Genomic DNA, 23260 nt, shown 5'->3' with positions numbered 1-23260 from the left:
CTAATCCTCGTCGCCGGCCGTCGCCTCGGCGCGAAACTCCTCCGACAGCAGCATTTGCGCGCCGATGACGACGATTTGGGCGCCCGGCTTCAGGCCGGCGACGAGATAGCCGCCGTGGGGCGCCGCGCGGAGCGGCGCGATCTCGCGCCGGATGAAGGCGTCGGGCTTGACGCGGAGATAGAGCCAGGCCTTGCCGTGCAGCCAAACCACGGCGGATTCGGGCGCGACCGCGCCCTGGACGCCGCCCGCCCGGGGCAGCGACACGATCAGGTTCAGCCCCGGCAGCGCGCCGTCGCCCGCCGGCGTCCGGTAGAAAAAGGCTTCGCCCTGGAGGCGCGGGTCGGCCGCCGTCGCCGCCGAGACGAAATCGAGCCTGATTTTCTTCCCGCCGGGGAGTTCGGCGCTCGCCGCCACCGGCGGATGGGCCAGGCTCGCGCCGGGCGGCAGGGTCGCTTTCACCAGAAAGACGCGCCGCTGGATCAGATCCTGGATCAGCGGCCCGCCATCGATGAGGGCCTCTCCGAGAACCGGCCCCCAGGATTGCGCGACCGTCGCCGTGACGGCCGCAAGCCGAGCGCGGGCCGCGGCGAGCTCGGCGCCCGCCGCCTCGAAATCGCCCTCGGCGGTTTGCATTTGCGCGGCAGAAACATTCTGCCGGTCCTTGTAGAGCGTTTTGGCCCGCTCATAAGCCGTGCGCGTCACCGCCAGTTTCGCCTGCGCCATTTTCAGCTGCGCCCCGGCCTCGAGATAGCGGCCGTTGAGTTCGATGAGCGGCGCGGCGTCGAGAACCGCGCCATAGGCGGACAGGGATTCTTCCGCCAGCGGCGGCGGCGCGGCGGCGGTTGCAATGCCGCTCTTGCGCTGCGCCGCCTCGTCGAGGACGAGGGTCACGATCCCTTTGCGCACGAAAACGCGCGACGGCGCCTTGACGACGGCCTCGGCCTCGTCGGCGTGGGCGGCGACGAAATTCCGATAATGCGGGGCGAGGACCGCGCCTGCCGCGACGCCGACGACGACGACGGCCAAAGCGCGGCGCCAAGGGAGCGGGCGCGCGGCGCTCACGAACGGCCCTCCACGGGCCGGCGGGGATCGGCCCGAACGACCGGAAGCGGCGCGGAGGCGGCGAGAAAGCGATGCTGCAGCGCGTCTTCGAGGCCGCCCAAAGCTTGCAGGCGCTGGACCTCGGCGTCGAGCAGCGACTGTTTGGCGGTCGCGCCTTCGATTTCGCCGGTCAGCAAGCTCGGGCGGTCGATCTCCCCGGCGCGAAAGGCATGTTCGACGCTGCTTTGGCGGGCCGCGGCCCGATCCGCCAGGGCCTTTGCGGCGTCGAAAGCGCGCGCCGCCGCGAAATAGCGCGCCGCCGCGCCGTCGACCTGATTGAGAATGCGCGTTTGCAGCGCCGTGAAACGCGCCGCCGCCGCCGCCCGCCGCGCCTTGGCTTCGGCGATCGGCCCCTGGTTCTGGTTGAAGATCGGCAGTTCGGTCTCGGGCAGCAGCATGAATTTGCTCTGCCCCTGATCGTAGATATAGCCGGGACCAAGCTTCAGATTGGGATATTGGCTGGCGACCTGCAGGGCGAGGGCGGATTCGGCCGCGGCATAATCGGCGAGCAGGGACTGGACGTCGCTGCGGCCGACGAGCGCCTCGCGCCGCAGCGAGCCGAGCGCCGCCGCCTTGGGCGGCGCGGGATGTTCCAGCGCCGTGAAAGAAAGATCGACGCCATCCAGGGCGGCGGCCGGGACGCCGATTGCGGCGGCGAGGGCGTTTCGCGCCTCCGCGAGCCGGCCTTCGGCGTCGCGCGCCTCCAGCTCGGCCCTGTCGCGGGCGATACGCTCGCGGGCAAGATCGAGCGACGAGACCGCGCCGGCTGAAAGCCGATGCTCCAGCAGGGTCACGAGCTCATTTTGCAGCGCCAGCCTTTGCTGCAGCAGGGTCGATCGCCGCTTCGCCGCCGACAGGTCGATGAGGGCGTTGCGGACCCTGCCTCTCACCTGCCACGAGGCCGTGGCGACATCCTCGCGCGCCGCTTCCACCAGATGCGACGCCCGCGCGGTGCGAAATTCCCTTTTGCCGTAAGTCTCGATGAGGAAATTGACGATCGGCGCCGCCACCCAGGGCGAAGGCGTCGCGAGGCTGGCGTTGTAGCTCAGCTCCTCGAAGCTCAGGGTGGGATTGGGAATCGTCGCGGCGGTCACGACGCCGGCGCGCGCTTCGGCCAGTTTCGAGCGCGCGATGTCGAGATCGGGATGATAATAGAGCGCCGCCAGAGTCAGCTTGTCCAGGCCCCAGGCCCCCGCGCCGCCGTTCGCGGGAGAGGCGGATTCCGCCGCCGCGATGAATGTTTGCAGCCGGGGATCGCCGAGCGACCTTGCGTCGAGGGCCGCGGCGCTGCGCGCGGCCGAGATCGGCGCCGGCCGGTAGCTTTCGCAGCCGCCGAGCGGCGCAGCCACAGCAAAGAGGATCAGGACGTGGCGGGCGGCGCGCATACCGGGCTCGGCGATCAGGCGGGGCGCGGTCAAGCGCAATCGCGGCGAATCGGACCGCGACGACCCAGGAATCATGAAAAAGCAATCTAAAACGGCGCGCGGAAAAAGGGAAAGCCGGTTTTGACGGGAACGCCGCCGTTTCAGATCGCCTGTGATTGGCTCGTCAATGCTCTTAAAGCGATTTGTCGCCTTGTTGAACAGGCGGGCGGAGCGATCCACCGTTCTTTCCCGGCCGCGGCTTCGCCCCCGATCCCGCCGCTGACGAGGCCGCGCAAGGAAGCCATGACCGATCGCGGCCCTTACCTCCGCATCAGGTCGGCGACGAGCTTGTCGAGCTTTGGCGCGATTTCGGCGGCGTGGCCGTGGACGACATGGTCGAAATCGTCGTCGCGCGGGCTTACGGCGGATTCGAGATTGGACAGGATGGTGGTCGCCGGGCAGCGGCGGGCGATCTGGCCGATCGGCAGAACCAGGCCGGAAGTGCCGATGGCGATCAGCACGTCGTCCTCGGTCAGGCTCTCCAGGCTGCGCCACATTTCGGCATAGCGCGGCGCCGGCTCGTTGAAGAAGACGACATTGGGCTTCACGCTCTCCAGCCGCCCGCATCTGGGGCAGCGGTCGGCTTCCGGGGCGAAGCGCCGGTAGCCGAACAGCCATTGCGCGCCGCAGGACGTGCAGCGCATGGCGGTGAGGAAGCCATGGACATGCATGACGTAGCGCGCGCCGGCGCGCTCGAACAGATCGTCCACATTCTGGGTGATCAGTTCGGCATTATAGCGTTTCTCCCATTCGACCGCGAGAAAATGCGCTCTATTCGGCGCGGCCTTGCCGAGTTCCTCGCGCCGGCGCGAATAGAATTCGTGGACGAGAGAAAAGTTCTCTTCCCAGCATTCGAAATTGCAGACCACTTCCGGGTCATATTGCGCCCACAGGCTTTCTCCGCCGGAAGTGCGGAAGGTGTCGAGGCCGGAATCGGCGGAAATGCCGCTGCCGGAAAAGACGACGAGGCGGCGTTCAGGCTTTCCGGTCATGGCGGCCCGTCTGGTTCAACGCTTGAGCGCAGTAAATCACGCGCGGGGACAGGCGGCAAATGGGATCGACCGCGATTGTCCGGCGCCCCGGCGTCGTCTATCCTCGATCCATTGGTTGATTCCCGTTGTTTCGCATCCTCGGCTTTTCGGCGGAGTCGCCCTTGCCCGAACTTTTTTCCGGTCTCCTCGCATTTCTGGCCTATTTCGTCGGCGCGGTCGGCTATTGCGCCCTGTTCGGGCTGATCTACACACGGCTGACGCCCCATGACGAATTCGACCTGATCGTGCGCCAGCACAACGCCTCGGCCGGCCTCGCCTTCGGGGGCGCGCTGATCGGCTTCGCCCTCGCGCTCGCCGGGGCGATCCACAATACCAGGAGCGCGGCCGAATTCATGGTCTGGGGCCTCGTCGCCATGGCCAGCCAGTTCGTGGCCTATGGAGTGGCGCGGCTTTTCCATCCGGGCCTGTCGCAGGCCATCGCGCAAAATGCGCTCGCCGCGGCTTATTGGGTCGCTGCGGTCTCGATCGCCTCGGGCTTGCTGTTCGCCGCCTGCATGAGCCCCTGACATGGTTCAAAAGCCAAAACATTTCGGCCGGCGCAACCTGCCGCAAAGAATCGAGCCGCCGCCGGTCGTCACCCACGCGCCGGAAGGTCTCGAAGGCGCGACCCCGCCTGATGGAAGGCGCCTGCGCTCTATCGCGGTGGCTCTCGGCGCCTGCGGCGTGGCGACCATAGGCGGCCTCGCCCTGCTCCAGGCTCTGCGCAACGACTGCCGGAATCGCGACCCCAACGATCCCAACGCCCCCGCCTGTCATTCGAGCGGCGGTAGCCATGGCGGAACCGGCTATTGGCGCAGGTCCAGCAACTCCGGCTGGCATGGCGTTTCTTTCGGCGGCTTCGGCGCGATCGGCGAGAGCGGCGCGCACGGCGGCTCCTTCGGCGGCTTTCACGGCTGGGGCGGCTGATGCGGCGGGAGCCTTCGCCCGTCCGCCCGGATTTCGCGGAACAGGCGGAAAAAATCGGTTTCGCCTTTGCTTATGACGACGGCGAAAAATATTGGGACGAATCCGTCCGCTATGTCTTTTCGCGCCGCGAGATCGAGGACGATCTCGAAAAGGCGGCGGCCGAACTCGCCGGCCTATGCCATGAACTCATGCGCCGGATCATGGTCACCGAGCGCATGATGGCAAGGCTTGGCGTTCCCGACCACGCCCGCGACGTGATCGCCGAAAGCTGGCGCCGGCGCGACCCCACGCTCTATGGCCGGTTCGATCTGGCCTATGACGGCAGGTCGGCGCCAAAACTTCTCGAATTCAACGCCGACACCCCGACCAGCCTGTTCGAGTCTTCGGTTGTGCAATGGTTCTGGCTGGAGCAGTTGATCGCCTCGGGCGATCTGCCGAAGGACGCCGACCAGTTCAATTCGCTGCATGAAAAGCTGATCGCGCGTTTGATGCGCGTCGGCGGCGGACATTTTCTGCATCTCGCCTGCATGAGAGACAGCGTCGAGGATTCCGGAACCACCGCCTATCTCGAGGAATGCGCGCGCCAGGCAGGCCTGCAAACCCGGCTGATCGACATGCGCGACATCGGGCTGAAGCGCGGGCGCGGTTTTGTCGATCGTTTGGGCCGCGACATCGGCTTGATGTTCAAGCTTTATCCGTGGGAATGGATGTTCGACGAGACTTTTGGCCGCGCCCCGGAAATGGGCGACGCGCGTTTCATCGAGCCGGCGTGGAAGATGCTGCTTTCCAACAAGGGCATGCTGGCGCTCGCCTGGGAGATGGCGCCGGGACATCCCAATCTGCTGCCCTGCTTTTTCGAGGACGACAAGCGCGCCGCCGAACTGGGAGCGTGTTATGCGCGAAAACCCTTGTTTTCGCGTGAGGGCGGCAATGTCGAACTGCATGACGGCGCGCAGGTCGTCACCGGGCCGGACCTCGCCTATGGCGGCCGTTTCGTGCGCCAGGCGCTCAACCCCCTGCCCGCTTTCGACGGCCATTACCCGGTCTGCGGCTGCTGGCTGGTCGGCGACGAGCCGGCAGGGCTCGGGATTCGCGAGGACGTCTCGCCCGTCACGTCGAACCGCTCGCGCTTCATCCCCCATAGGATCGAGGATTGAGCAACTACGGCTTCGGGCTTCGATCCCGCCGGCGCCGCGCTCGCCTCTTGCAGGTAGCGTCCATTGAGCTAGGGGTCGAAATCTGACGCTTGGTTTCCGGCTATGAATGACCCAGAACGGCGGGAAGTGGAAGTTCGTCGACTGTGGCGCAAGGGCAACGACGGGCGGAGAGCGGGCATAGGCGGAAGGGAAGAAACACGCCGAGAAGCGGACGGCGGCACCTAGCGACGCAGTGCGTGATGCCGACAATAATTTGGGGGTTTCGTCTTGCGTCGCCGGAATGCCCCAATCCCCCATTCTAACGCCATGGCGCGTCTTGGCTCTAGACCGGGAGCGGCAAGCCAGCGCGTCTCGAAGCGGCCAATCTGGCTTTCCGACGCGCCGCGCATCCCGACGCCGCCTTGCTACGCTGACAGCCCACGAAACGATCAATCAAGCGCACTGTCACCGCAACCCCAGGGCGTGAAAATTAAGCCGGGCTTCGTCAACGGGGCAGTTTCCGAACGGCCAGATGCGCTTGGCCCACGGGAATGAGCCCGAGCGACACCTTCAGCCGGTAATCGGCCGTCCCGGACTGCATGAACACGAAGGTTTCCTTAAAATCCAGGTCGTGGATTTTGCCATCCTTCGTCGGGACGCGGGCGCGATAGGCGATGTCGATCCTATTGCCATGCGTTTCGACCGTCGCGTGGCCGATCAGGTCGGAGCGCTGGCCAACGTACAGCCCATCGCCGACCTTCGAAAACCTCCAGACCCTGTGCTGCTTCTCGCCGTCGGAATAGACCGAGTCCTCGACAAGTCTGAATGCGGCTCCATAGGGCGCCCCGTGGAGGTTGACCCGCACGCCGCGCGTCGAGCCGTCGAGATAATTGTGGAATTGTCCTGTGGCCGTCAGATGACCGCTGAGGAAAGTCTTCAGGGCGCTCGATTTTTCCCGCGCGAACGCGGGAGAAGCGACAAGCGATACAAGTAAGAGGACCGCAAAGCGCGATGGATGAGCGAAATGCGACATGGCGCGGCCACAATTTTGAATCGGCTTTCGGGACGCCTCGATCGCCGCTCATGTTCATGCGCGGCTTGGCCGGGATTTTAGCATGATCCTGGTTCGGTAGGCGACCCGCGGAAATAATCCATCGCGACGACGTGCCGTTGGGTTGCGGCGACGTGATACGAATTCCCCAAACTAGTCGCCGCCGCGCCCGTTTCTCTCCGCCGTCATTGCGAGCGCAGCGAAGCCATCCACCCGTCGAGCGAGCCGCAGCGTGGATTGCTTCGTCGCTTCGCTCCTCGCAATGACCCCGGCCTTGGCTGACAGCGCTATGGCGCAGGCTTGAAAGCGAGCGGGGAAGGCAACGGCAAGTTCAGGGGCAATTCCAGCAGTTCGCACGACGATGCCGACCGACCGCTCGGGGTCGACTTGAGACCGTCGCTGAACATCCTGCGGATGACGGCTAAGAGCCGAACGCGGTCATCGCCGTGGGGCGCCAAGCGTCTGATTTTCACCACTAGCCATGCGCCGACGGTTCTTCCGCGCGTTCGACGCGGCGCCATTTCTGGCCGCGCGTGTTCCTGCAGCCGAGAATCTTGAGCATGGCTCCATTCGGCAGGCGGGCGATCGACGCCCCGGTCGGCGAAGGCGGGGCGCGGAGGTTGAGCGCGTCGCCGCCCCCGCGACGCATTCACCCGGCGCTATCGACAAATCACTTCCAGAACGGACGGATTTTCTTGAAGCGCTTCCATTCCCTGGCGAGGTTTTCGTCGGCGATGATGGCGCCGCGGGCGTACCAGCCCGACACGACGCCCGCCGCGCGCGCCGCTTCGGTCGCATGCGACTGGCAGAGGAAATGGTCGGCGCTGGCGGCGTCATTATGGGCGCCGAGCAGGCCCTGGAGATTGGCCGCCGCGCGCAAAAAGGGCGTGGCGTCGCGCGCCTCGTTGAAACAGGCGGCGAAGAATTCGCCGCCATAGCGCAGGTTTTTCAAGGCGATGCGAACCTGATGGCGCTGCTCGTCGGGCAAAGTGACGAGTTTCTTGCCGCGCTTGCGCACGCGCTTGTGGACGCGGTCGAGCGCTTGCGCCGCGAAGACCGCGACGGGCTCGGTGAGCCGGGACAATTCCGGGCCGCTCACGGCGTTGCGCCAGCCGCGCCGGGCGACGAAGGCGGAAAGCCGCAGGACGAAAACGCTCGGGCGCGGCGATTCGATCAGCGCGCGCGAATCGGCGTAAGCCGCGGCGCGGCGCTCTTCAAGCGCGTCGAGCAGCGGCGCGAAATCCTTTTTGTCGCCGAAATGGCCCATCGGCCCGTCCTCGATCAATTCGCGCAGGGCGTCGCTGTCGCGCGCCGGACCGAGCGCGCTGGCGAGATCCTTGGCCTCCTCGCGAAAAACCTCGAATTCCGGGCAGGGAATGGCGCGCTTGAGCATGCCGAGCGCGGAGCGCAGGCGGCGCAGCGCCACGCGCATCTGATGGATCGATTCAGGATCGTCGCTGGCGCGCAACGAGGCCCAGTTGACGAGATAATGGTCGATGGCGCCGAGGATGATGCGCGCCGTCGCCTCGTCGAGATTGGCGTCCGGCGGCAGATCGGCGGGCTTGGCCTTGACGGGCCTGGGCGTCGTCCCTTCGGAAAAATGCGTGGCGCGCTCGGCCTTGCTGATCGTGTCGAGCCGCAGGGGAAGATTTTCGGCGAGCGTGGCGGCGAAATCGTAAAGATCCTGCGGCGGACCGGATTTCAGCTCCAGTTCGACCTCGCGCAAAGGCAATTCGCGCTCGCCCGCGCGGATGATTCCTTCGTCGAAGGCGACCTCTATGCACGCCATGCCGCTCGTGATCAGGCGGGCGATCCGGCTGACGCGGGTTTCATATTTCGCCTCCAGCGGCGCCTCGCCGACGATCTGGCGCAGGCCTTCGCCGATGTCGGCGTCGAACAGGCCGATGTCGGGCTCCATTTTCGTCGCGCGAATTTCGATTTCGCCGCGCGAAAACACATTGCCCGCCGTCTGCAGCGGCCATTTCAGGGTCATGACCGGGGCGGCGCGCCCGCTGCGGCGCAGGCGCAGAGCCATTTTGCGCTTTTTCAGCTCTCCGTTCGGCGTGTCGAAATAGATCGAGGTCAGCTTGCGCGCCGGGCTCGGGCCTTCGACCTTAAGCATAGGCGAGGCGAGCGCGGCGGCGAAGCCGGCGGCGTCGGTGATGAATTTCACTTCGACTTCCTGCGGCGCGCCGGCGGGGGCGGCGGGCTTCGCCTCGGGCGCGGGCGCTTCGGCGGCCGGCGCAGGTTCTGGCTTGGGCTCGACCGCCGCTTCGCCCTCGGGTTGCGGCAAGTTTTCGCTATCGATCACGACACACTCGATCTGGATTCGACGGGACTCGAGATTCAAAAGGGCGCGGCTCGTGGCGAGGCGCCTTCCGTCGTCATCCTAAAGCGCTTTGCCGAAAATTGGCGCCGCTTTTTTCGTTTTCGATTGAACTAAATCACAAAACGCCGTCTGAACCGAGCTTTAGGACGGAAAGTCGAGAATGCCCGCGCAGCCGCTCTTGGCGCCGAACAAAAGCCTGCCGCCATTCGCGTCGAAGGCGAGCGCGGCGATGGCGTCGCGCGGCGCGTCGGCTTCGGTGCGGCGCGCCAGGATTTCCCCGCCGTCCGACAAGCGCACCAGAAGAATCCAGCCGTCGTCATAGCCGACCGCGACGACCAGGGCCTTGGGATGGAAGGCGACCGCGGTCACCAGAACATTGGGCCGCACGCCGCATTCGCGCGGCGGCTGGCCCATCGGGCCATCCTTGCCCGAAAAGGGCCAGACGATGCAGCCGTCCGCGCCCGAGGTCGCGAACCACAAGCCGTCATGCGACCAGGCGAAGGACCGCGTCTTGGCCGGATAGCCGGTCATGCGCATGTCCTTGCGATCCGAGAGCCGCCAGCCGTGGAGAGAATTCTCCTGCATCGAGGTGACGACGTAGCGGGCGTCGGGCGAAACCGCGACGTCGAGATGCGAGCCCTTCCAGTTCAGCGTCTCCGGCGCGGCCGCCGTATTGGGAAACCACAGGCTCACGCCATTGTAATGAGCGACGGCGACGCGGAAACCCTTGGGAAAAAAGGCGAGGCCGCGCACCGAGGACGGCGCGGTCCAATGCTTGATCTCGCCCTTGGCGTCGCGGGCGCGGACATTCTTGCCGTTCGACCAGGCGAGCGCGCCATCGGCCCGGCAGGTCAAGGCGTCGATCCAGCCTTTTTCGCGCGCCAGAATTTCGACCGAGCCGGCCGCATCCGTCGCCGCGACCGCGCCGTCGTCGCCGCCCGTATAGAATTTCCCGCCATCGCAGACCGCGACGAGGATCGCCCCGTCCTCATGGGCCTTGATCCGGCGTTCGGCGCCGATTTCCGCGAGAAGCACGTGTCCGTCGGCAAGGGCCAAGGCCGGGACGCGGCCCAGGAAACCGGCGCCGACGATTTCGCCGCCGGCCTCGATCGGCGTCACGCGATCGGTGAGAGAGGTCTGGCTCATCGATAGGTCCAATTTTGCCGCAACGCGACGGAACGACAATGCGGTTTGACGCCGAAAGCGGCGTTCCTGTCAATCGAGGCGAAGCAGGAACGGAGCTTTGCGCGGGAGAGAAATGTCTTAGGATTATTCCTTCATGCGTCCGGAAAGGTCGAATTCAGCGCCGGAAGGGCTCGTGGGCGGCCGCCGTGCGCATGAAGTAATAAAGCCCGACGAAGCCGATGACGATGAAGAACAGTTCGAAGGCGCGCGCATAGATCGCGCCGAGTTGGAAAATGCCGCCGAGCGCCCAGCCCGCCGCCCAGGAGGCGCCGACCAGTTCCGTGCCGACCAGAATGGCCAATGCGACCAATGTGCGCGCGTTGGTCCAGTTGATGGATTTGTTCTGAGACATTCTCGAGACCTTTTTCTGTCCCTCATCTAAACCAGAGTTCATCCGCCGGCAATGTCGCGACGCTTGTCGCCAGCGCCTTTTTCGGGCAGAAAGGCGCCCGCCCGCGGCCGTGCGCCGCCGACCGCCGCATTCTGGAGCAAGAACACCCAATGGCTCGCTTTCACTCCCCTCTTCAGGGCGTTCGCCGCGCGGCGCTCGCTCTTTCGCTCTGTGTCGCGGCGGCAGCGCCCGCGTTCGCCGAAGCGCCCAGCGACCCGGGCAAGGTGCTGGCCACGGTCAATGGCGAGCCGATCACCGCGCAGGATTACGCCCAGGCGCAGGAGGACGTCGGCTCGACCCTCCCCCGCCAGATGAACGACGCCGCCCGCAAAAAGGCGCTGATGGACTATCTCATCGATCTCAAGCTGGTCACCCAGAAGGCGCTCGCCGACAAGCTGGACCAGACGCCGGACTTCAAGCAGAAGATGGCCTATTATCGCGAAAAGCTGCTGATGGAGTCCTATCTCGGCCAGATCGCCAAGACCAGCGCGACCGAGGCGGCGCTCAAGACCACCTATGACGAGGCCGCCAAGGCCCAGAAGCCGGAAGAAGAAGTCCACGCCCTCCACATTCTGGTGCCGACCGAGAAAGAGGCCGAGGACGTCGAGAAGCGCCTGAAGGCCGGAGAGGATTTCGGCAAGCTCGCCGACCAATTGTCGAAGGATCCCGGGTCCAAGGGCGGCGACCTCGGCTGGTTCACCAAGGATCGCATGGTGCCGGAATTCGCCGAAGCCGCCTTCAAGCTCCAGCCCGGGCAGATTTCGCCTCCGGTCAAGACGCAGTTCGGCTGGCATGTCATCAAGGTGCTGGCGAAGCGTGAAAAGCCCTTCCCGCCGATGGCCCAGGTTCGCGACCAGCTTGAGCATTTCGTCGCCCAGCGCGCCCAGAGCCAGGCGATCCTGAAGCTGCGCGACAGCGCCAAGATCACCCGGACCGACGCGCCTCCCGCCGCTGCTGCGGCCAAGCCCGAGGCGGCGCCTGCCGGCGCGGCGGCCAAAACCGAAGCGGCGCCGACAAAATAGGATCGGCGCTCGGCCGCTCTCCGAGGAAAATGAACGACGCTCCTCCTTGCGGAGGGGCGTCGTTTGTCAATCGGCGCCGCCTCTCCTGTCATGGCGGCGCTTCACTTCGAGGCTTTCGTCGCACACGCCATCGATGCGAGCGAGCCGCGGCGAAGCCACAGGGCCTGGCGAGCCATTTCGGCGGCAGGCGACGAATGGGGCGCGATCCGACGCCCGCAATGGCTCCCGGTTTCAATTATGGATCGAAACCAGGCCGATCGGCGGGCGAGGCCTTTCATTTGGGGCAGGATCGTCGGCGAAGCGCCACGCGATCAAAAATAGTCCATCGATGAACTGGAACGACGCCAATGCGACTTGACGGCCGCGGCGAAGCCGACGACTAATCCGCGCGACCCATATCGAAGGGACCAGATCATGGCCGCCGCCGCCGCCGTTTCTCCGCTCGCGCCGAAAAAATTCGCCGAACCGCCGCCGATCGAGGGCGTGCGCCTCGCCGCCGGCGCCGCCGGCATCCGCTATCAGGGCCGCACCGACGTCCTGCTCGCGGTCTTCGACGAGGGCGCGACGGTCGCCGGGGTTTTCACCACGTCCAAATGCCCCTCGGCGCCGGTGGACTGGTGCCGCGACAAATTGCGCCACGGCCGCGCCCGCGCTTTGGTGGTCAATTCCGGCAACGCCAACGCCTTTACCGGCAAGGCCGGCCGCGAGGCGACGGAAATGACGGCGCGGCTCGCCGCCAAGGCCGTCGGCGCCAAGGAGGACGAAATCTTTCTGGCCTCGACCGGCGTGATCGGCGAACCGCTCGACGCCTCGAAATTCGACGACGTGCTGGAGCGCCTGGCGGCGCAAGCGCGGCCCGGCGGCTGGCTCGACGCGGCCCGCGCCATCATGACCACCGACACTTTCCCCAAGGTCGCGACCGCCACGGCGACGATCGACGGGGTGGAGGTGACGGTCAACGGCATGGCCAAGGGCGCCGGCATGATCGCGCCCAATATGGCGACCATGCTGGCTTACGTCTTCACCGACGCCGCCATCTCCGCCGAGGCGCTGCAGAAGCTGCTGTCGAAGGGCGTGAAGAGCACGTTCAACGCGGTGACGGTGGACAGCGACACCTCGACCTCCGACACATTGATGCTGTTCGCCACCGGCGCCGCCGAAAAGCGCGGGCAGAAAAAGGCCAAAAAGGCCAACGGCAAGAGCCTGAAGGATTTCGCCGAGAAGCTCGACGCCGTTCTGCTCGATCTCGCGCAGCAGGTGGCGCGCGACGGCGAAGGCGCCCGCAAATTCATCGAGGTGCGGGTGACCGGGGCCGAGAGCGACAAGGCGGCGAAAAAAATCGCCTTTTCCATCGCCAATTCGCCTCTGGTGAAGACGGCCGCCGCGGGCGAGGACGCCAATTGGGGCCGCGTGGTGATGGCCGTCGGCAAGGCCGGCGAAAAGGCCGAGCGCGACCTGCTGTCGATCTGGTTCGGCGACATTCGCGTGGCCCACGAGGGCCGGCGCGACCCGGATTACGACGAGGCGGCGGCGAGCGCGGCCATGAAACAGGACAAGATCGTGATTCGCGCCGATCTCGGTCTGGCCAAGGGCGAGGCGACGGTCTGGACCTGCGACCTGACCAAGGAATATGTGGCGATCAACGGCGATTACCGGTCCTGATGCTTGATAGGTAAGGAGCGCCGCCCGAAGGGGCGCGTGAGCGAATGAAACTACTTCTTGTCGTCGCGGCGGCGCTGATCGACGCCGATGATCGGGTGCTGGTGGCGCAAAGGCCCGAAGGCAAGCAGCTTGCCGGCCTGTGGGAATTCCCCGGCGGCAAACTGGACCCCGGCGAGCGGCCTGAACAGGCGCTGATTCGCGAATTGCGCGAGGAGTTAGGGATTGAGGTCAAGGCGCCCTGCCTCGCGCCGCTCACCTTCGCCAACCATGCCTATGAGGATTTTCACCTCCTGATGCCGCTGTTTGTCTGCCGGCGCTGGGAGGGAATGGTGGTCCCGCGCGAGGGACAGGCGCTGAAATGGCTGGCGCCGCGGAAATTGCGCGACATTCCCATGCCGCCGGCCGACGCGCCGCTGATTCCGGCCCTGATCGAGCTTTTGGACTGACGGCGGCCATTCACCTTTTATTCAGACCGCCGAGCCTAAGAGCTTTTCGCATTGCAGCATTAAAGCCGCGTTAACCCTCCATTCAAGGATGTGGCGCGAATAGGGCAAAACAAAGAAAATGGTTTTTACTGTGTTATTTCAATGACTCACTTGCCTAAAGTTAGGGCTTGAACTTTTTATTGCGCTGCAGCATATTAGGGACATGAACGAGGAAGCGTCTTCGGAGGGTCGGAGCAACAGCGGCGGTGCGCCGCGGAAAGATAGGAAAACCCCTATGGAACAGATGATGATCCATGGCGGCGTCATCCGCAGATTATGGCCGGCCGATCTCTCGGCTTTTCGGGAGCATTTGTTGCGGCTGGACGCCAAAAGCCGGTACGATCGCTTCGCAATGTCGGTCAACGACGAGTTTCTGATCCGTTACGCCGAGCGCTGCTTCGGCATCGACGATGTGATCTATGGCTATTATGTCGATGGCGCATTGCGCGGCGCTGGCGAATTGCGGGCGGTCGGCAACAATATCATCGGCGGGTCGGTCGAGGCCGCCTTCAGCGTCGAGAAGGACTGGCGCCGCCGTGGCGTCGGCTCGGAACTGATGTCGCGCATCGTGCGCGCCGCGCGCAACCGCCGCGCCGACGCGCTTTATATGTCGTGTCTCGCCAGCAATGTGGCGATGCAGGCTTTGGCCAAGAAATTCGAGGCCGATCTGCGCTTCGAGACCGACGACATGACCGGCAGGCTGGTGGCGCGCGAGCCGACCCCGGCCTCGGTCTGGGGCGAGTTCGCCGATAATGCGACGAGCTTCGCCACCGCCATGCTCGACCTGCAGACCCGCGTCTTCTCGATGCAGCCGCGGGCCTGACGCCAAGCGGCCATTCAAGCGGCATTCCCGAACGTCACGCAACAGACGCTGGCGCCGCCGACAAGGGCCGCGCGTTCCAGCCGTTTGCTTTAAGCCCTCTCCCCGCATGCGGGGAGAGGGAACGCCTCAACTGTCAAGCGCCCGTTCGCTTCAAAGCCGGCCGCGATCACGCCTGCCGGTCGATCATCATGTTCTTGATTTCCGCGATCGCCTTGGCCGGGTTGAGGCCCTTGGGGCAGACGCGGGCGCAGTTCATGATGGTGTGGCAGCGATAGAGCCTGAACGGGTCTTCCAGATAATCGAGCCTTTCGCCCGTCGACTCGTCGCGCGAATCGATCAGCCAGCGATAGGCCTGCAGCAGCGCCGCCGGACCAAGATAGCGTTCGCCGTTCCACCAATAGGACGGGCAGGAGGTCGAGCAGCAGGCGCAGAGAATGCACTCATAGAGCCCGTCGAGCTTGGCGCGGTCTTGCGGCGACTGCAGCCATTCCTTTTCCGGCGCCGGCGTTTCGGTATGGAGCCAGGGCTCGATCGACGCGTGCTGGGCATAGAAAACGGTCAGGTCCGGCACGAGATCCTTCACCACCGGCATGTGCGGCAGAGGATAGATGGCGACCGGCGCCTTCACGTCGTCGATCGCCTTGGTGCAGGCGAGCGTGTTCTCGCCGTCGATATTCATGGCGCAGGAGCCGCAGATGCCTTCGCGGCAGGAGCGGCGAAGCGTCAGCGTCGGATCGATGCTGTTCTTGATGTAAAGCAGCGCGTCGAGCACCATCGGCCCGCAATCGTCGCGATCGACATAATAAGTGTCGATCGAAGGATTGCGGCCGTCGTCCGGGTTCCAGCGATAGATGCGGAATTCGGTGAGGCGCTTGGCGTTGACGGGCTTCGGCCAGGTTTTGCCGGAGCCGACAACGGAATTCTTCGGAAGAGCGAATTCAACCATCGGGTTCGACCTCAGTAGACGCGGGCCTTGGGCTCGATATAGGCGACCTCGTCGCTCATGGTGTAGCTATGCACCGGGCGGTAATCGATGTTCACGGCCTTGGCCGCGTCGTCGATGGTCGCCAGAGTGTGCTTCATCCAGTTGACGTCGTCGCGATTGGGGAAATCCTCGCGGGCGTGGGCGCCGCGCGATTCCTTGCGGTTCTCGGCGCCGACCATGGTCACCGCGGCCTGGACGATCAGATTGTCGAACTCCAGGGTTTCGATCAGGTCCGAGTTCCAGATCAGCGAGCGATCGGAGACGCGCAGGTCGTCGCGGCCGGCCCATACGTCGTGGATCAGCTTGACGCCTTCCTCCAGAACCTCGCCGGTGCGATAGACGGCGCAATTGTTCTGCATGACCTTCTGCATTTTCAGGCGCAGCTCGGCGGTCGCCGTGCCGCCATTGGCGTAGCGGTAATGGTCGAGGCGCGACAAGGCGAGATCGGCCGAATCATCAGGCAGATTGTCCTGTTTCGCGCCCGCCTTCACGATTTCGGCGGCGCGCTGACCAGCGGCGCGGCCGAACACCACGAGGTCGATCAGCGAGTTGGAGCCGAGGCGGTTGGCGCCATGGACCGAGACGCAGGCCGCCTCGCCGATCGCCATCAGGCCGGGCACCACGACATCCGGGTTGTCGCCCTTCTTGACGAGCACTTCGCCATGATAATTGGTCTGGATGCCGCCCATATTGTAATGGACGGTCGGCAGGACCGGGATCGGCTCGCGGGTGACGTCCACGCCGGCGAAGATTTTCGCGCTTTCCGAAATGCCGGGCAGGCGCTCGTGCAGGATTTTCGGGTCGAGATGGTCGAGGTGCAGGAAGATGTGGTCCTTGTTCTTGCCCACGCCCCGGCCTTCGCGGATTTCCATGGTCATGGCGCGCGAGACCATGTCGCGCGGCGCGAGATCCTTCACGGAAGGCGCATAGCGCTCCATGAATCGCTCGCCGGCGGAATTGGTCAGATAGCCGCCTTCGCCGCGCGCGCCCTCGGTGATCAGGCAGCCCGCGCCATAGATGCCGGTCGGGTGGAACTGGACGAATTCCAGATCCTGCAGCGGCAGGCCGGCGCGCAGAACCATGCCGCCGCCGTCGCCGGTGCAGGTATGGGCGGAGGTCGCGGAGAAATAGGCGCGGCCGTAGCCGCCGGTCGCCAGGATCACGAGCTGGGCGCGGAAACGGTGGATCGTGCCGTCGTCCATCTTGAGGCAGACGACGCCCCGGCACCGGCCTTCCGCGTCCATGATCAGGTCGATGGCGAAATATTCGATGAAGAATTCGGTCGAGTTCTTCAGGGCCTGGCCGTAAAGCGTGTGCAGCATGGCGTGGCCGGTGCGGTCGGCCGCCGCGCAGGTGCGCTGGGCCGGCGGGCCCTTGCCGAAATCGGTGGTCATGCCGCCGAAGGGGCGCTGATAGATCTTGCCGTCCACGGTGCGCGAGAACGGCACGCCCCAATGTTCCAGCTCATAGACGGCTGCTGGCGCGTTGCGGCAGAGATATTCGATCGCGTCCTGGTCTCCGAGCCAGTCGGAGCCCTTGACGGTGTCGTACATGTGCCATTTCCAGTTGTCCGGACCCATATTGGCGAGCGAGGCGGCGACGCCGCCCTGCGCCGCGACGGTATGCGACCGGGTCGGGAAGACTTTGGTCACGCAGGCGGTGCGCAGGCCCGCCTGCGAGCAGCCGACCGTGGCGCGCAGGCCCGCGCCGCCAGCGCCGACGACGACCACATCGAAAGTGTGGTCCACGACCGGATAGGCCTTGCCGCCGATGGCCGCCTTGGCCGGGGCGTCGTTCGAAGCCATGGGAAACCCCTCAAACAGGAATTGCAGATGCCGGGCGGCTCGGGCTCGCCCGCGCGAAAATCAGGTGAAGCTCAGGCGCAGCACGGCATAGACCAAAGCCGCGCCCATCAGCAGGCCGAAGCAGATATTGGCCATCAGAGCGAGGCTTTTCGTCCGTTCGACGTGAATATAATCCTCGATGATCACCTGCATGCCGAGCGTCATGTGATAGACGCCGACGCCAACGAAGAGCAGCATGAGGATCGAGGGAAAGGGCGAGCCGAGGAAAATGCGGGCGCTCTGGAAATCGCGCCCGGCGAGCGAAAGCACGACCACGATGAAGGCGATGGTGAGCGGCAGCAGCGCGAAGGAGGTCAGACGCATCATCCAGACGTGATGGGTGCCGGATTTTGCCGATCCGAGATATTTTACGCGCGAACGGGGCGTCTGAAGCGTGGCTTTCTGGTTCATCGGGCGGGCCTTTAGCGGATGATGAAGGAGACGATCCACAGCAGGATGGTGAGAACCGCCGCCGAGGCGGCCGAGCCCACCGAAAGCCTGTCGCGCCATACCGGATCGAAACCCTCTCCCGCGTCCCAGATGGCGTGGCGAAGGCCTCCCATCACATGCAGCAGCAGCACGAAAGTGTAGCCGAAGAGGACGAGTTGACCGAGGAAGGAGCCGAAAATGGCGGAGATGAAATTGAAGCTGTGGGCGTCGCCCGCCGCCGCGAGCAGATAGAACAGCAGCAGGACGGTGCCCGCATAAAGCGCCACGCCGGTGGCGCGATGGGCGATGGACGCGGCCATGGTCGGCGTCCATTTGTAGATTTGCAGATGCGGCGAGAGCGGGCGGCGCTGCTCCAGCGGAATCGGGCTGGGATCGGCCATGGAATCACCCTTCCTGTTCGGACAGAGACAGTTTTGCGGCGCGGTAAACGCCGGGCAACGCAAGATAAACCCAAGGGTCGAACACTCACTAATGGAAACGCGTGCACTGCGCAATGAGCTCGACGTCAGCCCTTCGATGTAGGCCGGCCGGCTTTGGAGGCCGGCGATTCGGGGTTCCCGCCGCCCGAGCAAGGCCCGCGCCAGCGCGGAAAGGCGCGATTTTGCGGGCCTGTCAGGCGAATGTCTTGCTTTCGCAATGCAAAGAAGCCAAAGCTAAGGTGGTTGGAGACGATATCATGTTCCTGTTCGGCTTTTCCGCTCGCGCCGGGGCGCTCGCGTCGGGGCGCGTGAAAATGGAGCGGGCGCCGGCCCGCTGGCGCGCCCGAGGTTTCGCCGCGATCGCGGCGGGGCTGATCGCGTACGGCCTCGCCGCCTTGGGCCTGCCGGCCTCCGCCTTGGCGTCGGCGCGGCTCTATATGCAGTCGGGCGGCGTCACCCGGTCCGCCGTCGTCATCCAGCATGCGGCTCTGAAGCTGCGCCGCCGGCCGCTGATCATCGTCCTGCGTCCGAGGAACGGCGGCGTCAGGCGCCATCGCCTCGCCTTCCAGGAGATCGTCGAATCGCGCAAGCCGGTTTTCCTGTATCCCGAGCCTCTGGCCGGCGGCTGGCCGGTGGCGGCCGGGCCGAACGCCGACCGCGACACGCTCTTCCTGCACGATCTGATCAACCGCTTCGTCAACGCAGGCGTTGGCGACCCGCGCAAGATTTTCCTGGTCGGCGAAGCATCGGGCGGGGTCTTCGCCTTTCGCGCGATCTGCGGCGGCGTCGGCCATTCCGTCGCCGGCATCGCGACGCTCGGCGCCGCCATGCCGGCCGATCTCGCGCATTGCGCCGGCAATCCGACGGCCTATATCGCCGTCAATAACGTCGCCAATCCCAATGTCCCCTTCGGAGGCGGCCACGCCAGATTCGTGGGCGGCTCCATCCAGGCGCTGCCCGCCGAAGAGACCCTCGCCATGTTCGCGAGGCGCGCGGGCTGCGGCGCGAAACGCGAGGAGCGTCCGCTGATCGAGCACGATTCGCACGGCGTGGCCCGGGCGCGCGGCGCGATCCTGTCCTATGCGGGCTGCAGGACGCCGGTCGAGCTTCTGCGGATCGCGACCCTGACGCCTCACACCGGCTCGAAAACGGCGCATCCCGCCGCTCCGCCCGCAAGCGAGGGCCATAATTTCGACGCCGCGCGCAAGGTTTGGGAGTTCCTGAAACGCAACGGCGCATGAATTGAGCAGCGCTGGCGCGCATCGAGGCGCCAGTGATGAAATTTGATTCAGGTCATTGCGGATGAGGCGTAATATTTATTTGCGCCGGCATAAATTTTCCTGACCCCACTTTTTTTCTCGGGAAAGCGGGTGTATGGCAATCGCTGCGGGCCGCGGCGCCATGAGCGCGGAATACGATGGGGCCCCTGTGTCAAAACGTCGACAACTTAAAATAGCGGCGTTTTCACCTTTGTCAGTCCCGGCCACAGGCCAAAAGCGAGAGGAATTCATGAGCAGCGACGCTTTCATTGCCGACGCTTCCGTCGTCGAGGTCCCGTCCGTCGAACATGCGGACAATACCGAAGCCGCCGCTCTCAAGGGCTTTATGATCATTGCGGCGCTGATCGTCGCCGCGGCCGTCGTCCTCGGCCTAACCTTCGGCCTCGCCGGCGTCGGCGCCCTGGCCATCGCCTCCGCCGGCGCCATGCTGGTCCTGCTGGTCGTTCTGACCGCCGGCGGAAATTAACAAGCCGCGAAGAAAGAGATCATAAAAGCCCCCGCGAGACGCTCGCGGGGGCTTTTCGTTTCAGCGCGGAACGAGCGCCCAATAGTCAAGATCGAGAATGACGCTCGGATCATAGCCGTCGCCCTGTTTGGCGGGGTGAGCCGCGCAGGGCTGATCCTTGGTCGCGATGGTGCGCAGGCGCAGCGCTCCGACGTCGTCGCGGCCCTGGATTTCGGCGCGCTCCAGCACTTCGGTCCAGGCGAACACGGTCAGGCCGGCGAACAAGGGGCTGACATGGCGCCCGCCGTTGATCGCGGCGATGTGGAAGGCGTTGGCGAGCCCGTTGAAGCTCAAGCTCCGGGCGAGCGAAATGACATGGCCGCCATAGATCAGGCGCCGCCCGAACCGGCCCTGCCCTTCCGTGAACTGGTTGAAATGAACCTTGGCGGTGTTCTGGTAGAGGCGGGTCGCGAGCTGGTGCTCGGCCTCCTCGACCGTCATGCCGTCGACATGGTCGATCTTCTCGCCCGGCAGATAATCGCCCCAGCGAAAGGGCGAACCGGCAAGCGCGAGGTCATATTTGCGCGGATCGATCACCGGACAGGCGTCGCCGAGTTGGTCGGGCGCGAGCGCCCGGGGAAGCTGGGGGGTGACTTCCGCCGGCGCCGGCGATTTGGGGTCGCGCTTGCGCACCATGACCCAGCGCACATATTCGAGCACGGCGTCGCCATGCTGGTTGAAGCCGCGCGAGCGGACATAGACCACGCCGGTCTGGCCGTTAGAGTTTTCCTTGTGGCCGATGACTTCCGAGGTCGAGGACAGGGTGTCGCCGGGATAGACCGGGACGAGGAAGCGGCAATCGGCATAGCCGAGATTGGCGACGGCGTTGAGCGAAATGTCGGGCACCGTCTTGCCGAAGACAATATGGAACACCAGAAGGTCGTCCACCGGGCTCCTCGGATAGCCTATCGCCTGGGCGAAGGCGTCAGACGACTGAACGGCGAAACGGCCGCCGTAAAGCGCGGTATAAAGCGCGACGTCGCCCACCGTCACCGTGCGCGGCGTCGCATGGACGATCACCTGGCCGAGCTGGAAATCCTCGAAGAAATTGCCGGAATTGGTCTTGCTCATGTCTGCCCCCAGACCCGCGGAACTGTCTTCTGCGTTTAGGCCATGGCGGCGCGGCTTGGCAATGGCGCCTTCGCTCTTTCAGGCGGTTGAACCGTCCGGAAAAAGCGCGGCGAGGCGCTCCGCCAGCGCCTCCGCGTCGCCCTCGATGAAAAGGGTCTTTTGCCGCGACGCCGCGCCGGAAGCGAGTTTTACGCGCGAGGCCGGAACTTTCAGGCTCTTCGCGACCAGCGCGATCAGGGCGGCGTTGGCCTTGCCGTCCTCGGGCACGGCGCGCACCCGCGCCTTGAGCACGCGGGCGCCGTCGTCGCGCGTCTCGGCGCCTTCCAGGGCGTCGCGCGAGGATTTGGGAGTCAGCCGGACATGGAGGTCTATTCCGTCGGCGCGGGCGGTCCAGAAGGCGGGCGCGGTCACATCGAGGAGACGATCAGGCTGCGCGCCAGCTGGCCCAGCTCCATCTGGATGAAGGAGAGCAGGAGCAGGAGCACGATCGGGGAAATATCCATGCCGCCGATCGGGGGCAGGAAGCGGCGGATCGGCCGCAGCGCCGGCTCGGTGAGGGCGTTGACGCCGTTCCACACCGAGCGGACGAAATCGTTGCGCATGTTGATCACGTCGAAGGCGAGCAGCCAGGACATGACGGCCATGACGATGATGACCCACCAATAGAGGTTGATGGCCATATCGAGAACCCGGAACACGGGAAGGAGGAAGGCTGCGGCGGACATTGCGACTCCGGGCCAAATGATTAGACCGAGTGGGACCGCCGCCTTTTAGGGTTTTTGGCGCGACGGAACAAGTTTTGCCGCCGCAAGATTTCATTGTTTAGTTTCATGGGCCATTTTTCATGAGCCAAGGCGCGCGTTCCGATTGACAGGAAAGCGCGCGAGCCCTAAACACCCGCTCCGGAACGGGGCTGTAGCTCAGATGGGAGAGCGCTGCAATCGCACTGCAGAGGTCAGGGGTTCGAATCCCCTCAGCTCCACCAAAATTATCGTAGAATCAATTCATTAGAGATTCCTGCTCGCGCTGGGTGGGGCGCCGCCGCGCCAGACAGCCGTTATGAGGGATTTCCGTCGAAGCCGGCTTCGCGTCTTCGAGCGCGCCGGCCGACGCCCCGCGCCATTCCCAGGAGACGGATCCCTCATTCCGTCGCCGGCGCGCCGCCCTTTCGCATTTTGATCCAGTTCAGCGCGGTGATCGAGAAGAAACCGCCGATCCAGGACCCCGAGGCGGCGAAGAGGACGTAAATCCAGTTCGACGTATAGCTGATCACCGCGAAGGCGGACAAAAGATACCACACGCTGCTCCAGGTCGCGGCGGCGAATCTCCTGCGCTCGGAGACCGAGGCGTTGAAAAGCACGTAAACGGCGTCTGTCGCCGCGGTCGAGGCGATCACGCCGACGGCGACCAGGGGATCGACGGATGGAATATGCATTTTGCGACTCGCAATCATGTGCGCCCGCTGCTCGCCGGGCGTCGCGATCATAACAAAAAGCCCGCGACGGGACGTCGCGGGCGACTGGAGCGCCGACATTTCGAAAACCGGAAGCCGGCTTTCGCTCAGCGCGGCGCGAGGACGGGACCGGCCGGCGCCTTGCGGCGCGCCAGGGCGCGGAGCGGCGTTCTGGCCGCATGGGCCAGAACCTGGCCGAACAGGCTGAAAGAATGACGCGCCGCGGATGGGTGAATTTCGCTCATATAGGGAAAAGACATTCCAAACATGGCGTCGGCCTTGGCAAAGATTTCAAGTTGCTCACAGCTGAAGCGGCCGGGCGTGTCGTGGGTATACATGATATACCTCTTTGGTCACCCTCTCCATTCATCTCAACGCCATCAAGGCATGAAGAAAATGCGAACGTTTATGCATTCATAAGGGTGGAAGACTTAGATTTCGGGTGTTTCCTGAGCGCACCTTATTTCCTCAAAGGTTGCCAATCTTTAAACTTTTCGTGTTTCCGCCGGCGACGCGGCTTACGGTCAGCGCGCGATTCACGGCTGACGCATCGCCTTCACCTCGGCAATTCGAGACCGATCAGGGCTTTGCGAAGGCCTTTACGGATTGTTAATTCAAGCGCACAACATTATTTCACTCTTCGACACCTTCGAGACGAAGGAGGAATCCCATGGGCGCTTTACGGA

26 protein-coding genes and 1 tRNA gene are annotated in these 23260 nt (G+C 64.8%); 10 read left to right on the top strand and 17 right to left on the bottom strand.

Annotation, left to right across the window (positions count from 1 at the left end; translation table 11 throughout):
- From K2U94_RS05020 to K2U94_RS05010, 3 genes are all read right to left on the bottom strand, one after another.
- Window positions 1-1062, bottom strand: a complete 1062-nt coding sequence (locus K2U94_RS05020) for an efflux RND transporter periplasmic adaptor subunit (RefSeq protein ID WP_243066165.1) — start codon at window positions 1060-1062, stop codon at window positions 1-3.
- Window positions 1059-2519 (bottom strand): TolC family protein, encoded by a 1461-nt coding sequence (locus tag K2U94_RS05015; RefSeq protein ID WP_243066164.1) that lies wholly within the window; start codon window positions 2517-2519, stop codon window positions 1059-1061. The genes K2U94_RS05020 and K2U94_RS05015 overlap by 4 nt, the downstream gene beginning before the upstream one ends.
- Before the next feature lie 266 nt (window positions 2520-2785).
- On the bottom strand, window positions 2786-3517 hold the full coding sequence (locus tag K2U94_RS05010; RefSeq protein ID WP_243066163.1) for an SIR2 family NAD-dependent protein deacylase: 732 nt from the start codon (window positions 3515-3517) through the stop codon (window positions 2786-2788).
- 161 nt (window positions 3518-3678) lie between these two features.
- Between K2U94_RS05010 and K2U94_RS05005 the strand changes: the two genes are divergently transcribed.
- The 3 genes from K2U94_RS05005 to K2U94_RS04995 are packed head-to-tail and all read left to right on the top strand — an operon-like array spanning window position 3679 to window position 5640.
- The gene (locus K2U94_RS05005) at window positions 3679-4083 is read left to right on the top strand and encodes a DUF350 domain-containing protein (RefSeq protein WP_243066162.1); all 405 of its coding nucleotides are present in this window, start codon (window positions 3679-3681) and stop codon (window positions 4081-4083) included.
- A gap of 1 nt (window position 4084) precedes the next feature.
- Window positions 4085-4483 carry a hypothetical protein gene (locus K2U94_RS05000; protein WP_243066161.1) on the top strand — a complete coding sequence of 133 codons (399 nt, stop codon included), beginning with the start codon at window positions 4085-4087 and terminating at the stop codon, window positions 4481-4483.
- Entirely contained in the window at window positions 4483-5640 is a 1158-nt protein-coding gene (locus K2U94_RS04995) for a glutathionylspermidine synthase family protein (protein WP_243066160.1), read from the top strand. Before K2U94_RS05000 ends, K2U94_RS04995 begins: the two co-directional genes overlap by 1 nt.
- Window positions 5641-6124: 484 nt before the next feature.
- Here K2U94_RS04995 and K2U94_RS04990 read toward each other — a convergent pair whose 3' ends face one another.
- The 5 genes from K2U94_RS04990 to K2U94_RS04970 all read right to left on the bottom strand — a co-directional run bounded on the left by K2U94_RS04990 (window position 6125) and on the right by K2U94_RS04970 (window position 10536).
- Complete coding sequence (locus tag K2U94_RS04990; protein ID WP_243066159.1) at window positions 6125-6652, bottom strand: DUF3833 family protein; 528 nt, start codon at window positions 6650-6652, stop codon at window positions 6125-6127.
- A 493-nt stretch (window positions 6653-7145) separates the two neighbouring features.
- Window positions 7146-7319 (bottom strand): SH3 domain-containing protein, encoded by a 174-nt coding sequence (locus K2U94_RS04985; RefSeq protein ID WP_243066158.1) that lies wholly within the window; start codon window positions 7317-7319, stop codon window positions 7146-7148.
- A gap of 21 nt (window positions 7320-7340) precedes the next feature.
- Window positions 7341-8981 carry a CYTH and CHAD domain-containing protein gene (locus K2U94_RS04980; protein ID WP_243066157.1) on the bottom strand — a complete coding sequence of 547 codons (1641 nt, stop codon included), beginning with the start codon at window positions 8979-8981 and terminating at the stop codon, window positions 7341-7343.
- 159 nt (window positions 8982-9140) lie between these two features.
- On the bottom strand, window positions 9141-10145 hold the full coding sequence (locus K2U94_RS04975) for a WD40 repeat domain-containing protein (RefSeq protein ID WP_243066156.1): 1005 nt from the start codon (window positions 10143-10145) through the stop codon (window positions 9141-9143).
- Window positions 10146-10299: 154 nt separating this feature from the next.
- Complete coding sequence (locus K2U94_RS04970) at window positions 10300-10536, bottom strand: hypothetical protein (protein ID WP_243066155.1); 237 nt, start codon at window positions 10534-10536, stop codon at window positions 10300-10302.
- 149 nt (window positions 10537-10685) lie between these two features.
- Between K2U94_RS04970 and K2U94_RS04965 the strand changes: the two genes are divergently transcribed.
- The 4 genes from K2U94_RS04965 (at window position 10686) to K2U94_RS04950 (ending at window position 14567) form a co-directional block, all read left to right on the top strand.
- Entirely contained in the window at window positions 10686-11597 is a 912-nt protein-coding gene (locus K2U94_RS04965; RefSeq protein WP_243066154.1) for a foldase protein PrsA, read from the top strand.
- A 414-nt stretch (window positions 11598-12011) separates the two neighbouring features.
- Window positions 12012-13259, top strand: a complete 1248-nt coding sequence (gene argJ / locus K2U94_RS04960; RefSeq protein WP_243066153.1) for a bifunctional glutamate N-acetyltransferase/amino-acid acetyltransferase ArgJ — start codon at window positions 12012-12014, stop codon at window positions 13257-13259.
- 44 nt (window positions 13260-13303) lie between these two features.
- Window positions 13304-13705: a (deoxy)nucleoside triphosphate pyrophosphohydrolase gene (locus K2U94_RS04955; protein WP_243066152.1), complete on the top strand. Its 402-nt coding sequence runs from the start codon at window positions 13304-13306 to the stop codon at window positions 13703-13705.
- Between the two features lie 274 nt (window positions 13706-13979).
- Complete coding sequence (locus K2U94_RS04950) at window positions 13980-14567, top strand: GNAT family N-acetyltransferase (protein WP_243066151.1); 588 nt, start codon at window positions 13980-13982, stop codon at window positions 14565-14567.
- Window positions 14568-14733: 166 nt separating this feature from the next.
- Here the strand turns inward: K2U94_RS04950 and K2U94_RS04945 are convergent, their stop codons facing one another.
- From K2U94_RS04945 to sdhC, 4 genes are read right to left on the bottom strand one after another with little or no spacing between them, the layout of a single operon-like run.
- Window positions 14734-15513: a succinate dehydrogenase iron-sulfur subunit gene (locus K2U94_RS04945; protein WP_243066150.1), complete on the bottom strand. Its 780-nt coding sequence runs from the start codon at window positions 15511-15513 to the stop codon at window positions 14734-14736.
- A gap of 11 nt (window positions 15514-15524) precedes the next feature.
- A complete protein-coding gene (sdhA, locus tag K2U94_RS04940; RefSeq protein ID WP_243066149.1) occupies window positions 15525-17357 on the bottom strand; it encodes a succinate dehydrogenase flavoprotein subunit in 1833 nt (610 codons plus the stop codon).
- 60 nt (window positions 17358-17417) lie between these two features.
- Window positions 17418-17807 (bottom strand): succinate dehydrogenase, hydrophobic membrane anchor protein, encoded by a 390-nt coding sequence (gene sdhD, locus K2U94_RS04935; RefSeq protein ID WP_243066148.1) that lies wholly within the window; start codon window positions 17805-17807, stop codon window positions 17418-17420.
- 11 nt (window positions 17808-17818) lie between these two features.
- Window positions 17819-18226, bottom strand: coding sequence for a succinate dehydrogenase, cytochrome b556 subunit (gene sdhC / locus K2U94_RS04930; RefSeq protein WP_243066147.1), 408 nt, complete (start codon window positions 18224-18226; stop codon window positions 17819-17821).
- Window positions 18227-18522: 296 nt separating this feature from the next.
- Between sdhC and K2U94_RS04925 the strand changes: the two genes are divergently transcribed.
- Both K2U94_RS04925 and K2U94_RS04920 read left to right on the top strand, forming a co-directional pair.
- Window positions 18523-19506 carry an alpha/beta hydrolase family protein gene (locus tag K2U94_RS04925; RefSeq protein ID WP_243066146.1) on the top strand — a complete coding sequence of 328 codons (984 nt, stop codon included), beginning with the start codon at window positions 18523-18525 and terminating at the stop codon, window positions 19504-19506.
- Between the two features lie 268 nt (window positions 19507-19774).
- Entirely contained in the window at window positions 19775-20011 is a 237-nt protein-coding gene (locus K2U94_RS04920; protein ID WP_243066145.1) for a hypothetical protein, read from the top strand.
- Between the two features lie 60 nt (window positions 20012-20071).
- Here K2U94_RS04920 and K2U94_RS04915 read toward each other — a convergent pair whose 3' ends face one another.
- The 3 genes from K2U94_RS04915 to K2U94_RS04905 form a co-directional block, all read right to left on the bottom strand.
- Window positions 20072-21121: a MaoC family dehydratase gene (locus K2U94_RS04915; protein ID WP_243066144.1), complete on the bottom strand. Its 1050-nt coding sequence runs from the start codon at window positions 21119-21121 to the stop codon at window positions 20072-20074.
- Window positions 21122-21199: 78 nt separating this feature from the next.
- On the bottom strand, window positions 21200-21532 hold the full coding sequence (locus tag K2U94_RS04910) for a DUF167 family protein (protein ID WP_243066143.1): 333 nt from the start codon (window positions 21530-21532) through the stop codon (window positions 21200-21202).
- Window positions 21529-21846 carry a YggT family protein gene (locus K2U94_RS04905; RefSeq protein ID WP_243066142.1) on the bottom strand — a complete coding sequence of 106 codons (318 nt, stop codon included), beginning with the start codon at window positions 21844-21846 and terminating at the stop codon, window positions 21529-21531. The genes K2U94_RS04910 and K2U94_RS04905 overlap by 4 nt, the downstream gene beginning before the upstream one ends.
- A gap of 184 nt (window positions 21847-22030) precedes the next feature.
- Here K2U94_RS04905 and K2U94_RS04900 point away from each other — a divergent pair.
- A tRNA-Ala gene (locus K2U94_RS04900) sits at window positions 22031-22106 on the top strand.
- 156 nt (window positions 22107-22262) lie between these two features.
- Here the strand turns inward: K2U94_RS04900 and K2U94_RS04895 are convergent.
- Both K2U94_RS04895 and K2U94_RS04890 read right to left on the bottom strand, forming a co-directional pair.
- A complete protein-coding gene (locus K2U94_RS04895) occupies window positions 22263-22556 on the bottom strand; it encodes a hypothetical protein (protein WP_243066141.1) in 294 nt (97 codons plus the stop codon).
- A gap of 125 nt (window positions 22557-22681) precedes the next feature.
- A complete protein-coding gene (locus tag K2U94_RS04890) occupies window positions 22682-22912 on the bottom strand; it encodes a hypothetical protein (protein WP_243066140.1) in 231 nt (76 codons plus the stop codon).
- Between the last annotated feature and the right edge of the window lie 348 nt (window positions 22913-23260).

The sequence above is a fragment of the Candidatus Rhodoblastus alkanivorans genome (genome assembly GCF_022760755.1).
In the GTDB taxonomy this organism is placed as follows: domain Bacteria; phylum Pseudomonadota; class Alphaproteobacteria; order Rhizobiales; family Beijerinckiaceae; genus Rhodoblastus; species Rhodoblastus alkanivorans.
This window is presented reverse-complemented; position numbering and strand designations above follow the sequence as displayed.